Source organism: Ruegeria sp. CDSA034, assembly GCF_059612275.1.
In genome coordinates this window covers 1-13,859 of record NZ_JBXWQH010000003.1, presented here as the reverse complement: position 1 = coordinate 13,859, position 13,859 = coordinate 1, and the positions used below count along the sequence as shown (strand labels likewise).

Sequence of the window (13,859 nt, the reverse complement as noted above, 5' to 3'; positions counted from 1 at the left end):
GATTACTTGGTGCCAAACATCCGGTCGCCGGCATCGCCCAACCCAGGCATGATATACCCTTTTGAGTTCAGCTCGCGATCCAGCGACGCCGTGACGATGTTCACGTCAGGATGCGCCTCTTTCATGCGGGCGACGCCTTCGGGCGCGGCCAACAGGCAGAGGAAACGGATATCCGTCGCCCCGGCTTCTTTCAGCAAATCAATCGCCGCAGCCGAGCTGTTGCCGGTTGCCAGCATCGGATCAACCGCGATGACCAGCCGATCCTTCAGACCTTCAGGCGCTTTGAAGTAGTATTGCACAGGCTTCAGGGTTTCTTCGTCGCGGTACAGCCCGACAAACCCGACACGGGCCGAGGGAACCAGTTCCAGCACCCCGTCCAGCATTCCGTTGCCCGCACGCAGGATCGACACCAGAGCCAGTTTTTTACCGGCCAGAATGGGGGCGTCCATTTCCTCCATTGGGGTTTCGATGTGGCGGGTGGTCAGCTTCAGTTCACGCGTGACCTCATAGGCCAGCAACAGGGTGATTTCGCGCAGCAGCTGTCGGAAAACAGCGGTCGAGGTGCCCTTGTCCCGCATGAGCGTCAGTTTGTGCTGCACCAGCGGGTGGTCAACGACGGTCAGGTGTTCGCTCATGTTCTCTCCAGTCTTTTCTTGACCCGTTCGCGGGTTTCATCATCGCAGAAGGCCGCGTTCAGGGCTGTGTCGTTCAGGGCCGCAAAATCCTCGGCGTCCCAGCCAAAGGCCTGATGCAACATCTCATATTCGCGCCGCATGGTGGTATGGAAAAACGGCGGATCGTCGGTGGAAACTGTGACGTTCACGCCCTGATCGCGCAACCGGGCAATAGGATGTGCCTCAAAATCGGGAAACAGGCCCAGAACCACGTTGGAACCGGGGCAGACTTCAAGTGTGACTTCGCGGTCGACAAGTTCCCGGATCAGATCGTCGTCCTCGATGGCCCGCACGCCGTGGCCGACCCGTTCGACACCGAGGTTCCGAACAGCATCGCGTACGCTTTCGGGCCCGCCGAACTCTCCGGCATGGGTGGTCAGGCGCAACCCAGCTTCGCGGGCGCAGTCAAAGGCCCATTTGTAATCGCCCTGCGTCCCGACGCCCTCATTACCGCCCATGCCAAACCCGGTGATCCAGTCACCGGCGGTTTCTGCTGCGCAATAGGCGCTTTGTTTCGCCTGTTCGGGTCCGAAATGCCGGACGCACGTGACAACGCCGCGCAGGGTGATATCGAACTTGCGCTCGGCCTCGTCTGCCGCATCCTGAATGGCGTTCAGATAGTCACGCCAGGCGTGCACATCCCCGCCGCCGCAGAAATCAGGGCTGAGGAAAGTTTCCGAATAGACCACCCCATTCGCAGCACTCTCCTCCAGAATGGCCAAGGTCAGGCGACGGAAATCCTCGGGTGATTTAAGCACCTCGCAGGCGGCCTCGTAGACACTGAGAAAGTGGGCGAAGTCGCGGAAGTCATAACTTCCGTCTGATTTAAAGATACCGCTCAGGTCTATGCGTTTTTCCTGCGCAAGCTGACGGATGAATTCAGGCGGTGCTGCCCCTTCATGGTGCAGGTGCAACTCGATTTTGGGTAGGTCTGCGACGGTCATAGAAAACTCTTCCCCGACCCTTGTGCCGGAATGTTCAGATGGTGTGCGATACTTGCAGCGACATCGGCAAAATCGACGGCCCCGATTTGGCCCGTGCCCTGCCCCGCGATCAGAACGGGCGCCTGTTCGCGCGTGTGGTCGGTTCCGATCCAACTGGGGTCATTGCCGTGATCGGCGGTCAAAAGCATAAGATCGCCCGGGCGCAGCTTGTTCAGAATCAAACCGATCTCGCGGTCGAACCATTCCAAGGCGCGGGCATAGCCGCTGATATCACGGCGGTGGCCATAGAGGCTGTCGAATTCAACAAAATTGGCAAAGGTCAGGCTGCCTTCGTCGGCCTGATCGACCAAATCGGACAAGTGGCCCATCAACTCGGCATCCGACCCTTTGCGTAGCGTGTCGATCCCCTGCATCGAGAAAATGTCGCCGATCTTGCCCACCGCATGGACGCGGCGTCCTGCATCCTGCACCCAATTGGTCAAAACCGGCGCCGGTGGCAGGATGGCAAAATCCTTTCGGTTGGTGGTGCGGGTAAAGCCCTGATCAGGTGAGCCTGTGAAAGGTCGCGCGATGACCCGACCCACTTTCATCTCATGCAACCGCGGGGCAAGCGCCTTGCACATGTCCAGCAGGCGGCCGAGGCCAAAGCTCTCCTCATGTGCCGCGATCTGGAAAACGCTGTCAGCGGAGGTGTAGCAGATCGGCCAACCCGTCCGCATATGCTCGGCCCCTAGTTCGGCGATAATGGTCGTGCCCGAAGCGTGACAATCACCCAGAATACCGTCTGTTCTAGCCGCCTGGGCCGCAGCCCGGCTTAAGTCGGCGGGGAAGGTTGGCGTGGTATCCGGGAAATAATGCCAATCCCACGGCACAGGCAGACCGGCCAGCTCCCAGTGGCCCGAAGGCGTATCCTTGCCCAGTGAATGCTCTCTCGCGCACCCCCAGCGCCCAGACGGATCGACCTCCAACCCCGGCGTTTCCGACCCCGACGCCAACCGCGTTGCGGCCCCCAGTCCCAGCGCATCTAAGTTTGGCAGGTACAGTGGGCCTGAGCGCCCGTCTTCAGCCCGCCCTTCGGCGCAGGCCTGTGAAATATGGGCCAGTGTGTTTGCACCCGTGTCCGACACATCGCCATTAAAGAACCGATCAGCATCCGGCGCGCCGCCGATGCCAACCGAGTCCATTACCACAAGAAACGCGCGGGTCACGGCGTAATCCTTTCGTGGACAAGAGTGGGCTCTGCCGGGGCATCGGCACCTATCGTGATCGCGCTGAGAACGCTCTGGGCGGCCCGCCGCGCGGCATCTTCCCGCGAAGCGTGGATTACCGCCAAAGGCGCGCCCTTCTCGACTTTGTCGCCCAACCGGACGATGTCAGACAAACCCACGGCCGGGTTAATGACGTCGTCTTCAACCTGCCGTCCGCCGCCCAGTGCAACAACTGTCAGGCCCAGCGCCTCACCGTTAATCGCTTTGATGTGTCCGTTGGTCGGTGCCGGAACCTCAAGGATCACGCTGGCCTCTGGCAAGTACCGGGACCAGTTTTCAACAAACTGCAGCGGTGCGCCTACGGCTGCCATCATACGCCCAAAGCGTTCCGCCGCGCGACCGTCGCGGATGACATCCGTGATCTTGTCGCGCCCTTCTTCGGCGGTTGCGAACATCCCGGCATCCGCCAGCAGAACCCCGCCCAACTCGGCCGAGATTTCGGCCAGCGGGGCATAGGGGTCTTGCGTCATGACCTTCATCACCTCGGCCACTTCCAACGCATTGCCCAGCGCAGGCGCCAAAGGTTGGTGCATATCGGTGATGACCGCCGAGGTCCGGCAACCTGCTGCATTCGCAGTTTCCGACAGGGCCTTTGCCAGTTTGCGCGCATCCTCCAGCGTCTTCATAAACGCGCCGCTGCCGACCTTGACGTCCAGCACCAATGCCTCGGGGCTGGCGGCCAGTTTCTTGGACAGGATCGACGCTGTGATCAGGTCCAGGCTTTCAACGGTCGCCGTCACATCACGGATCGCATAAAGGCGTTTGTCGGCCGGGGCGATCTGCCCCGTAGCCCCGACAATGGCCGCGCCTGTATCCCGCAAAATCTGCGTCAGGCGGTCCTGACCGATCTGGGTGCTGACACCAGGAATGGCCTCAAGCTTGTCCAGGGTACCGCCAGTATGACCCAGACCCCGCCCCGAGATCATAGGGACATAAGCCCCCATCTCGGCCAGTGCAGGGGCGAGCACGAGGCTTACGCTGTCTCCCACTCCACCGGTCGAGTGTTTGTCAATTACCGGGCCATCGAAATCCCAGCTGAGCACATCACCGCTGTCGCGCATTGCGATTGTCAGATCGGCGCGCCCTTTGGTACCCAATCCGCCCATGCAGACGGCCATGGCAAAAGCGCCCGCTTGGGCGTCGCTGACACCACCATCGGCCAAACCTTGCGCGAACCAGTTTAGCTCATCTCCGGTCGGCACTTCATTCCGGCGCAGTTTTGCAATGATCGAACGGGCGTCCATGGGGTCACACGTCCTCCATGTGCGAGGCGTCGAAAGCGCCCGGCAGCAATTGTCCAATCGTGGTTACAAACTCGGCGCCATCCATGGTCGCCAACGTCACCTTGACGTCCCGCTTGCCAAATTCGGCCAACTTTTGCCGGCAACCGCCACACGGCGGAACCGGTTGCGGACTTGAGGCGACAACATAGACCTCGGACAGTTCCTGTTCGCCCGCAGCGACCATCGCGGCAATAGCTCCGGCCTCGGCACAGGTGCCCTCGGGATACGCCACATTTTCCACGTTACAGCCGGAATAGACCTCACCGCTGGCTGACCGGAGTGCAGCTCCAACTTTGAAGTTGGAATAAGGCGCATAGGCTTTTTCCCGGACAGACAGTGCTGCATCTTTCAAAGTCATGGCGATTCCCCATTTTTGATCAACTGGTCAGAAAATCACACCCTAAAGGAAACTGCCCGGGGAGTTGAACCCCCGAGTACAAGATTCCCAGGCAAATTCTCTCCTAGCCCAGATCGGTATTGAAGACCCCCGGAAGGGTGACTTCAAGCAATTCGACATCATCGGAAGGTTCGGACAGTTTGGTGCGCATACCGGGCGGGATCACGAACGCATCCCCTTGTTCCAGACGGTAGGGGTCGCGCCCTTCACCTTCCAGAGTTACCTCACCCGTCATGACGAAGGTAAAATGGATATCCGTGTCATGCGTCGCCCAGACCGGTTCACCCTGCCCTTTTCGTACGACCAGCACGCCTGCAACACCCTTGGTATTCTCGGCAATCGTCGTGTCGCGACAGATATATCCTGGCAGGCGAAATGGTCCCCACTCTGAATTCTCGGCTTTGTTATAAACAAAACGCTGCCCTTGCCATTCGCGGTCCGGGCGGAAATTTGGCGTAGGCAGGTCCAACTCGTGGTCGATTTCGGTGACATGTTCGGCGGGAACACCGATTTCGATCACCTGAACATTGTCCGATGCTTCAAGAACGCGGTGGCGGATTTCTGGGGGTTGGATAAAGCAATCCCCGGCTGTCAGGCGCATTTTGTCGCCCTGATCCTCGTAGACGACATCAACCCAACCATGGATGCAGAAAATCAGTTGGAACCCGACCTTGTGGAAATGCACCATATCCGGCACCGGGCCGCCATCGGGGATACGGATATGGCTGGCGATGATCGACCCACCCAGCCGATCTGGCACCAGATCGCGGTAATGCATCCCCGCCCGCCCGATGATCCAGGGCGCTTGATCCTTGAGGCGGCGAACCACAAAGGAATGCACCGTTTCAGGCATCACCATCGGCGGGTTCAGTTCATCAATCTCAACCCGTGTACCATTTGGCGCGACCAGAGTCCGCTGTCCGCCCGCAAAACCGTCAGGATCGTCTGTCAGGATGCGGATCGTGCCTGCCGCTTCAGGCGCGTCCCTCTCAACCCGAAGGCGCAACCCGTGGCCTGAAAACACGGCAACACTCGGATCGTCAGCGGGATAGATCATATCCATCCTCATTCCGAGGGTCTTTGTGAAAAACGGGATATCGTCGCGCAGCTCGCTGGTGGGCAGTCGGATTTCAGCGCGCGTCTGGCTGTTGTTCAAGGTCGAGGTCATTCAGCGTCTCTTCGGCATCGGATTTTGGCCATCCGATCAGAACAGAGGCCAAAATGCCAATCGAAAAGAACATCTCAAGCGTTTCTTCCAGCACAAAGAGCCGCACTGTCATAAGTGTGGACAGATCTGCCTGGTAAATTCCGGAAACTTCCTCGAGCAGCTGAGCGATTACCGCCAGCAATCCCGCCAGCACGAAAATCACGAAAAAAGGCGCCCGTCGCTTTGCCGCCCGCCATGCCGTCGGGGCTCCATGCCATAGGGCACCTCCGATCACGATGACGGCCAGAACAATCCGGACCGACGTCATATCAAGCACACTGTCCAAACCGTTAAGGACCCAATATGGCAGGCTGTCGACTGGATAGATTTCCGCCTCAAGCTCTCTTTCCGCCAGCAACAGACAGACCAGCGCAATATAAAGACGGGTGATGCCGGGATAGCGCCAGAGCGCGGCCAGACCTGAGGCAAAAAGCGCTGCGGCCGAAATCGTTTCGAACAATCCCCCCTCTTCGTTCAGAGCAAGGGCTTGAACCGGCCATATACTGACGGCGACAAGGATAAGGATGGCGATCAGCAAAACCGATACGTAAGCGGCGCGATCCGGGCCAACCACAACTTGCTCCGCCGGGAAGGCAGTCCCGGCCTGAATTTCGTCTTTATAGCTCATTTATGGCTTTCAGTGCTCGACAGGTCTAAGTTGGCTCCAAAGTTGCCCGAATGTAAAAGCAATACGACGCTTTTCAACGGGAAGTCGGTGAACTTTAGCGAAACTGTTGCAAAATGACGTAGCGTAGCCAAAGCCGGGGAAATAGTTTAACACTAAATCAAATTTTCTGAGGAGTTGAGTCGCCGATGTCGGACACACCCAGCCTGCGGCAGGCCGCGCTTGAATATCACGCCCATCCAAAGCCCGGTAAGCTTGAAATCAAAGCGACAAAACCGATGGCGAACGGCCGCGATCTGGCACGCGCCTATTCGCCCGGTGTGGCAGAGGCCAGCCTGGAAATCAAAGCGGATCCTGCCAACGCCGAGCTGTATACCGCACGCGGGAACCTGGTAGCTGTCGTCTCAAACGGGACAGCTGTTCTGGGGCTGGGAAACATCGGCGCACTTGCATCCAAACCGGTGATGGAAGGCAAGGCCGTCTTGTTCAAGAAATTCGCCGGGATCGATTGCTTTGACATCGAGGTCGATCAACCCGACCCCGAGAAACTGGCGGATATCGTTTGCGCATTGGAACCGACCTTTGGCGCGATCAACCTTGAAGACATCAAGGCGCCGGACTGTTTTATTGTCGAAAAGCTGTGCCGGGAACGGATGAACATCCCGGTCTTTCACGACGACCAGCACGGCACCGCGATTGTCGTGGGTGCCGCGGCCAAGAATGCGCTGCACGTCGCCGGCAAAAATTTTGAAGACGTCAAAGTGGTCTCAACCGGTGGCGGCGCGGCGGGAATTGCCTGCCTGATGATGCTGGTCAAACTGGGCGTCAAACGCGAGAATATCTGGCTGTGCGACATTCACGGGCTTGTCTATGAAGGCCGTGAAGAGGACATGAACCCGCACAAGGATCAATTCGCACAAAAAACGGATTTGCGCACGCTGGACGATGTAATCGGCGATGCAGACCTGTTCCTTGGCCTTAGCGGGCCGAACGTCCTGAAGCCCGAGATGGTTGAGAAGATGGCCAAGCGCCCGATCATCTTCGCGCTGGCCAATCCAAGCCCGGAAATTTTGCCACAAGCCGCACGCGAAGTCGCGCCGGACGCGATCATTGCCACCGGCCGCAGCGACTTTCCCAATCAGGTCAACAACGTGCTGTGTTTCCCCTTCATCTTCCGGGGAGCGCTGGATGTGGGTGCGACCGAAATCAACGACGAAATGCAGATCGCCTGTGTGGACGGGATCGCCGAGATGGCACGCGCCACGACCAGCGCCGAGGCGGCTGCGGCCTACAAAGGTGAGCAACTGACATTTGGCCCCGATTATCTGATCCCCAAACCCTTTGACCCGCGCCTTGTCGGCGTCGTGTCCTCGGCCGTTGCCAAAGCCGCGATGGAAAGCGGTGTGGCCAAGCGCCCGATCGACGACTTCGAGGCATACAAAGAACGGTTGAATCAGTCTGTCTTCAAGTCTGCCCTGCTGATGCGCCCGGTCTTTGAGGCCGCGGCCGTGGCCTCGCGCCGGATCGTATTTGCCGAGGGCGAGGACGAGCGTGTTCTGCGCGCAGCTCAGGCTATTCTTGAGGAAACAACCGAAACCCCAATCCTGATCGGCCGCCCCGAAGTGATCAATGCACGATGCGAACGGTTGGGGCTGACGGTCCGTCCCGGCAAAGACTTCCAGATTGTAAACCCGCAAGACGACCCGCGATATTACGACTACTGGAACTCGTATCACGAGATCATGCAACGCCGCGGTGTCACGCCGGACCTGGCAAAGGCGATCATGCGGACGAACAACACCGCCATTGCGGCCATCATGGTGCAACGTGGCGAGGCAGACAGCATGATCTGCGGCACCTTTGGCGAGTATCGTTGGCACCTGAACTACGTCGAACAGGTTCTGGGCGATGTCGATCTGCACCCGCATGGCGCGCTGTCGCTGATGATCCTCGAGGACGGACCGCTGTTCATTGCCGATACCCATGTTCGGCAGCTGCCAACCCCAGAAGAGCTAGCCGAGTCGACCATTGGTGCCGCGCGTCATGTTCGGCGTTTCGGGATCGAGCCTAAAATCGCCTTCTGTTCTCAGTCGCAGTTTGGCAATCAGGCTGAAGGATCGGGCAAAAGGTTGCGGGCGGCACTGGATATCCTCGACGCCGAGCCGCGCGATTTCACATATGAAGGTGAAATGAATCTGGATCTGGCCCTCGACCCTGAACTGCGTTCGCGGATCTTCCCAAACTCACGCCTGAAAGGAACAGCAAACGTTCTGATCTTTGCCCATGCGGATGCGGCGAGCGGAGTGCGCAATATCCTGAAAATGAAGGCCGATGGCTTAGAGGTCGGCCCGATCCTGATGGGCATGGGCAACAAGGCGCATATCGTGACGCCGTCGATCACTGCGCGCGGATTGCTCAATATGGCGGCGATCGCGGGTACACCCGTAGCGCATTACGGTTAATTAACCTGAGCACAGTATTCAGGGCGCCAGTATCGGCGCCCTGTTTGATTCACAGCAGGCAATAATTTGCACGCCAAAATATTCAACTTTGCAAAAGCGCAAATTTGATCGCTAAAAGTCAGCAAAAAGGCGATGGTTTGCAAAAATTTGCAGGCCAACCTGCGGATTCTTGCAAATTTTTTGCGATAAAGTGACGCTCCGTCACAGCGCTCGCTTGTGCGGTGCCCCCTGGCCACATAACACATTTCTCAAGGAGATTTAGGAGGAGTTCACCGTGGCATATCAGGACATTTACGAAGGCTGGAAATCGGACCCAGAAGCTTTTTGGATGAACGCCGCAAAGGCTATTGACTGGGTTCAACCGCCGACCAAAGCCCTGTTTGACGACAACGCCCCTTTGTATGAGTGGTTCAGCGATGCCAAGGTGAACACCTGCTGGAACGCGGTCGACCGGCATGTCGAAAACGGTCGCGGCGAACAGGCCGCAATCATCTATGACAGCCCGATCACCCACACCAAGCGCGAGATTTCATATGTCGAACTGCGCAACCGCGTGGCCAATCTGGCCGGGGCATTGCGCGCCAAGGGCGTCGAAAAGGGCGACCGTGTCATCATCTATATGCCAATGATCCCCGAAGCGCTGGAGGCCATGCTCGCCTGCGCCCGTCTGGGGGCCGTGCACTCGGTGGTTTTCGGCGGCTTTGCCAGCAATGAGCTGGCTGTCCGGATCGACGACGCCAAGCCCAAGGCCATCATCGCCGCATCCTGCGGGATGGAACCAGGTCGCGTCGTGCATTACAAACCGCTGCTGGACGGGGCCATCGACATGGCCAACCACAAGCCCGAGTTCTGCGTGGTCTTCCAGCGCGAGCAGGAAGTGGCGCAATTAATTGAAGGGCGCGACTACAACTGGCATGGCTTCCAATATGGTGTCGAACCGGCAGAATGCGTTCCAGTCGATGGCAATCATCCGGCGTACATCCTGTATACTTCCGGCACCACCGGCGCACCCAAAGGTGTTGTACGCCCGACCGCAGGCCATTTGGTGGCGCTGAACTGGACAATGAAGAACATCTACGATGTCGATCCGGGCGATGTGTTCTGGGCGGCCTCGGATGTGGGCTGGGTCGTGGGGCATTCCTATATCTGCTACGCTCCGCTGATCCACGGCAACACGACGATTGTGTTCGAAGGTAAACCTGTTGGCACCCCCGACGCAGGCACGTTCTGGCGGGTGATTTCCGAGCATAAGGTCAAAAGCTTTTTCACCGCCCCGACCGCCATCCGCGCCGTGAAGCGTGAAGACCCCAAGGGGGAAATGCTGGCGAAGTATGACCTCTCCTGCTTGCGCGCCTTATATCTGGCAGGTGAGCGGGCTGATCCCGATACGATCGAATGGGCGCAAGACGCGCTGAAGGTGCCGGTGATCGATCATTGGTGGCAGACCGAAACCGGCTGGACAATCGCCGGCAACCCACTGGGGATCGAGGAACTGCCGGTCAAACTGGGCTCGCCCGCTAAACCGATGCCGGGCTATGACGTGCAGATATTGGACGAAGGTGGTCATCCGATGAAACCTGGTGAGCTGGGCGCAATTGCGATCAAGCTTCCCCTGCCCCCGGGCACCTTGCCAACGCTGTGGAATGCCGAGGATCGGTTCAAAAGTTCATACCTGAACCAATTCCCCGGTTATTACGAGACCGGCGATGCAGGCATGGTGGACGAGGATGGCTACCTTTACATCATGGCGCGCACCGATGACGTGATCAACGTTGCTGGCCACCGCTTGTCAACCGGCGGGATGGAAGAGGTTCTGGCCGCCCACCCCGACGTGGCCGAATGTGCAGTGATTGGTGTGACCGACCAGTTGAAAGGTCAAATGCCAGTAGGGTTCCTTTGCCTGAATGCAGGCTGTGACCGCGACCATGGCGAGGTGGTTCAAGACGTCGTCAAACTAGTGCGCGAAAAGATCGGGCCGGTGGCTGCGTTCAAACTAGCCGTGGTGGTAGACCGCCTTCCCAAGACCCGCTCGGGCAAGATCCTGCGTGGAACGATGGTGTCGATTGCGGACAGCAAGGACTACAAGATGCCAGCTACCATCGATGACCCGGCTATTCTGGACGAGATCACCGTCGCGTTGAAAACCCTTGGCTACGCTCAGTAGCAGACATGCGGGCGACGATCCGTCGCCCGCATGTCTTTCTCTTGCAACCTGAAACAAGCCCCCTACTGTCATCCCAAGACAGCGAGGGCCCATGACACAAACCGATATCTGGCGTCTGAACGCCACCGACCTGACCGCCTTGACCCGCAGCGGTGAGTTGAGCGCACTGGAGGCTACTCAGAATGCAGTCGACCGAATGCATCAGGCCAACCCAGACCTGAACGCGGTGGTCAAAGACCTGAGCACCGAGGCGTTGGAGCGTGCGCGTGAACTGGATGCGGCCGTGGCGGGCGGTGCACCCGTGGGGCCGTTGCATGGCGTTCCCGTCACTATCAAGATCAACGTCGATCAAAAGGGGTACGCGACCTCGAACGGTGTTGTTGCCCTGAAGAATGTGATCGCGCCCGACGACGCGCCGGTTGTGCGCAATCTGCAGAATGCCGGGGCCATCGTGATCGGGCGGACCAACACGCCCGAATTCTCATTCCGCGCCGATACAGACAACCCGCTGCATGGTCGGACACATAACCCGTGGGGCCGCCATATCTCGCCCGGTGGGTCTTCGGGCGGGGCCGGTGCGGGCGTGATGGCTGGGATCGGCGCGCTGGCGCATGGCAACGACATCGGTGGCAGTCTGCGGTTTCCCGCGGCGGCCAATGGCGCGGTCACGGTTAAACCCGGGTTGGGGCGTGTCCCCGCTTGGAACCCCAGCCAACAAGCCGAACGCGGAATTCTGGCACAATCCATGTCGGTGCAGGGGCTGATTACCCGCTCTGCCGCCGACCTGCATCTGTCCATGCCCAGCTTGGTCGCCGCCGACCCGCGCGATCCGTTTCACGTTTCAATGCCGTGGCGCGGGGAAGCCTTGGAAGGCCCCATAAAAGTGGCCTTCACCAAAAACACCTTCGGCTATGCGCTGCACCCCGAGGTCGACAAGGCGCTGGACACGGCCCGCGATGCGTTGGTCGACGCTGGCTATCTGGTGGAAGAGATCGACCCGCCGGATGTATTCGAGTGCGGTCGGTCTGGGTATCGCGCCTTGATGGGCGAAGTTCTGACCCTGATGCAAAGCGACATCAAGGCAGCAGGATCTGAAACCATCCGCGAAATCTTTGATGTCTATTTCCAAGAGTTCCCACCCATCGTGGACACCGACCTGATCCGGATGCTGGCCAAGCGCAGCCACTACGCCCGCGAGTGGTCACTGTTTATGGAAGACTATGCTTTGGTCTTGTCGCCCTTCCTGCCGCAACCATTCTTCAAGCCGGATCGGGACACCGAAGGTGCCGAAGGGGTGCACGAGGTTCTTGGCTGCGCCGTTTATTCCTATGCGATGAACTTCCTTGGCCTGCCCGCCGCTTGCGTTCCGTCCCGGCTGGCGGATTTGCCCAGCGGCCCGCAGCCGATCAATGTCCAGATCGCTGCCCGCCGCTGGCGCGAAGATATGGCCGTGGATGCCGCCGCTGCAATTGAGGCGCGCGTCGGTCAGATGTGCTTGCCGTTGTGGGAGAAGATGGGCACGTAGTGCGACCCAAAACGAAAATAGACCCCGGGTTTTTGTGCCCGGGGTCCGCTTACTAAAATAAGCCCAGATATCATTAACGAGCGTAGCACCACCTACCCTCGCCAGCGCGTAAACTGCGCTATCGTTCGAAAACGTCGTTTGGTGGCCACTCACTCCCACCGAGACGTGTTCTCCGGGCAAGATCAGATTAGCGGAAAGTTAATGAAGCTCATGTGAACTGCTTCACACAACTTCTAAAAAATTCGTAAGTCCCAAAATTTAGGTGAATTGCTCGGATATCAGGCGCTCTTCTAACCCATGCCCCGGGTCGAATAAAATGCGGTGTTGGATTGCAGGTTCAGAGCGGATCTCGACCCAGTCGATATCAGGGAATGACACCGAATCTGCATCGGCCATGACCGGGCGTTTGTCCGCATCTAGCACATCGAAACGCACCTTGGCGATCTTGGGCAACAGCGCACCGCGCCACCGACGCGGCCTGAATGCAGCAATAGCCGTCAGGGCAAGAACATCTGATCCAATTGGCAGAATCGGGCCGTGAGCCGAGTAGTTATAGGCGGTCGATCCGGCAGGCGTGGACAACAACGCGCCATCACAGACCAGTTCATCCATGCGAACACGGCCATCGACACTTATCCTGAGGCGCGCGGCTTGTGGCCCTGCGCGCAGCAGCGAGACCTCATTGATCGCAAGCGCTTCGTGCATCTTACCTGACTGATCCATCGCACGCATGGCCAGTGGGTTGATGACTTCTTCCTCGGCTTCGCCCAGACGGGCCATAAGGTCGGCTTCGTGGAACTCGTTCATCAGAAAGCCGATTGTTCCTCGGTTCATGCCATAAACCGGCGTATCCAGGTGCTGCATGCTGTGCAGCGTATGGAGCATGAACCCGTCACCGCCCAGTGCAACGACAACATCGGCATCCCGCGGTGCCGCGTTTCCATAACGTTTCACCAGCACGTCGCGGGCTGTTTGGGCCACTTTGACGTCGCTGGCGAGGAAAGCGATTCTCTGGATCATTTGTTGCGGTTTCCGGTCTTGCACATTTGGTTCCGAAACAACCATACCTTTCCCCGATAAGCCAGACTTGACGCCACAGCGGGCCAATTCGTCGCTTTAAAGCTTTTGCGCATGTACCGTTTCCGATAGGAAATCCGCAAGATTCTTACCCAGCCATGTGGAGCCCCCATGAACGCCAATCTCCGTGATACCGGATTTTTCACCCAGTCCCTATCTGACCGTGATCCCGAGCTGTTCGGCTCGATCACATCCGAGCTGGGTCGTCAGCGCGACGAGATCGAGTTGATCGC

General features: G+C 58.6%; 11 protein-coding genes. 3 read left to right on the top strand and 8 right to left on the bottom strand.

The window, feature by feature from the left end; genetic code table 11:
- Window positions 1–2: 2 nt before the first annotated feature.
- The 7 genes from upp to AC2FLJ_RS06790 all read right to left on the bottom strand — a co-directional run bounded on the left by upp (window position 3) and on the right by AC2FLJ_RS06790 (window position 6,401).
- On the bottom strand, window positions 3–635 hold the full coding sequence (upp, locus tag AC2FLJ_RS06820) for a uracil phosphoribosyltransferase (protein WP_058274218.1): 633 nt from the start codon (window positions 633–635) through the stop codon (window positions 3–5).
- Complete coding sequence (locus tag AC2FLJ_RS06815; RefSeq protein WP_496704968.1) at window positions 632–1,618, bottom strand: adenosine deaminase; 987 nt, start codon at window positions 1,616–1,618, stop codon at window positions 632–634. Before AC2FLJ_RS06815 ends, upp begins: the two co-directional genes overlap by 4 nt.
- Window positions 1,615–2,826, bottom strand: a complete 1,212-nt coding sequence (locus tag AC2FLJ_RS06810) for a phosphopentomutase (RefSeq protein WP_496704966.1) — start codon at window positions 2,824–2,826, stop codon at window positions 1,615–1,617. The genes AC2FLJ_RS06815 and AC2FLJ_RS06810 overlap by 4 nt, the downstream gene beginning before the upstream one ends.
- On the bottom strand, window positions 2,823–4,130 hold the full coding sequence (locus tag AC2FLJ_RS06805) for a thymidine phosphorylase (RefSeq protein ID WP_496704964.1): 1,308 nt from the start codon (window positions 4,128–4,130) through the stop codon (window positions 2,823–2,825). Before AC2FLJ_RS06805 ends, AC2FLJ_RS06810 begins: the two co-directional genes overlap by 4 nt.
- 4 nt (window positions 4,131–4,134) lie before the next feature.
- A complete protein-coding gene (locus AC2FLJ_RS06800) occupies window positions 4,135–4,527 on the bottom strand; it encodes a cytidine deaminase (protein ID WP_282153767.1) in 393 nt (130 codons plus the stop codon).
- A 103-nt stretch (window positions 4,528–4,630) separates the two neighbouring features.
- Entirely contained in the window at window positions 4,631–5,734 is a 1,104-nt protein-coding gene (locus AC2FLJ_RS06795; protein ID WP_496704962.1) for a cupin domain-containing protein, read from the bottom strand.
- Complete coding sequence (locus tag AC2FLJ_RS06790) at window positions 5,697–6,401, bottom strand: hypothetical protein (RefSeq protein WP_496697079.1); 705 nt, start codon at window positions 6,399–6,401, stop codon at window positions 5,697–5,699. The genes AC2FLJ_RS06795 and AC2FLJ_RS06790 overlap by 38 nt, the downstream gene beginning before the upstream one ends.
- A 185-nt stretch (window positions 6,402–6,586) precedes the next feature.
- Here AC2FLJ_RS06790 and AC2FLJ_RS06785 point away from each other — a divergent pair, with 185 nt between their 5' ends.
- The 3 genes from AC2FLJ_RS06785 to AC2FLJ_RS06775 all read left to right on the top strand — a co-directional run bounded on the left by AC2FLJ_RS06785 (window position 6,587) and on the right by AC2FLJ_RS06775 (window position 12,549).
- On the top strand, window positions 6,587–8,860 hold the full coding sequence (locus tag AC2FLJ_RS06785) for an NADP-dependent malic enzyme (RefSeq protein WP_058274225.1): 2,274 nt from the start codon (window positions 6,587–6,589) through the stop codon (window positions 8,858–8,860).
- Between the two features lie 274 nt (window positions 8,861–9,134).
- Window positions 9,135–11,024 (top strand): propionate-CoA ligase PrpE, encoded by a 1,890-nt coding sequence (gene prpE, locus AC2FLJ_RS06780; protein ID WP_058274227.1) that lies wholly within the window; start codon window positions 9,135–9,137, stop codon window positions 11,022–11,024.
- Between the two features lie 91 nt (window positions 11,025–11,115).
- Window positions 11,116–12,549, top strand: a complete 1,434-nt coding sequence (locus AC2FLJ_RS06775) for an amidase family protein (protein WP_496704960.1) — start codon at window positions 11,116–11,118, stop codon at window positions 12,547–12,549.
- A gap of 258 nt (window positions 12,550–12,807) precedes the next feature.
- Here the strand turns inward: AC2FLJ_RS06775 and AC2FLJ_RS06770 are convergent, their stop codons facing one another.
- Entirely contained in the window at window positions 12,808–13,569 is a 762-nt protein-coding gene (locus tag AC2FLJ_RS06770) for an NAD kinase (RefSeq protein WP_058274290.1), read from the bottom strand.
- Window positions 13,570–13,859 lie beyond the last annotated feature (290 nt).